Below are 257 nucleotides of genomic sequence, written 5' to 3' on the forward strand. Positions count from 1 at the left end.
GAAGTCGGAGTGATCCGCGCGCGCGTGGCCGAGGGCAAGGAGAACGAAGGCGCCAAATATCGCGACTACTTCGATCACGCCGAATCGCTGGCCAAGATCCCCTCGCATCGATTGCTCGCGCTGTTCCGCGCGCGCCGCGAGGAAATCCTGTTCCTCGACCTCGACCCGGGCAGCGACGCCGAAGCCGGCCACCAGCAGGGCGAAGGCCGCGTTGCGGTCAACGCCGGCATCCGCGACCAGGGCCGTCCGGCCGATCG

Annotated in this window: 1 protein-coding gene; it reads left to right on the forward strand. The window is 68.5% G+C overall.

The annotated features are described in order from the left end of the window. Positions 1-257: RNA-binding transcriptional accessory protein (locus HKX41_12270; protein NNC24911.1), on the forward strand; the 257-nt coding region annotated here is incomplete at both ends.

The sequence above is a fragment of the Salifodinibacter halophilus genome, from assembly GCA_012999515.1.
GTDB classification, from domain to species: Bacteria; Pseudomonadota; Gammaproteobacteria; order Nevskiales; family Salinisphaeraceae; genus Salifodinibacter; species Salifodinibacter halophilus.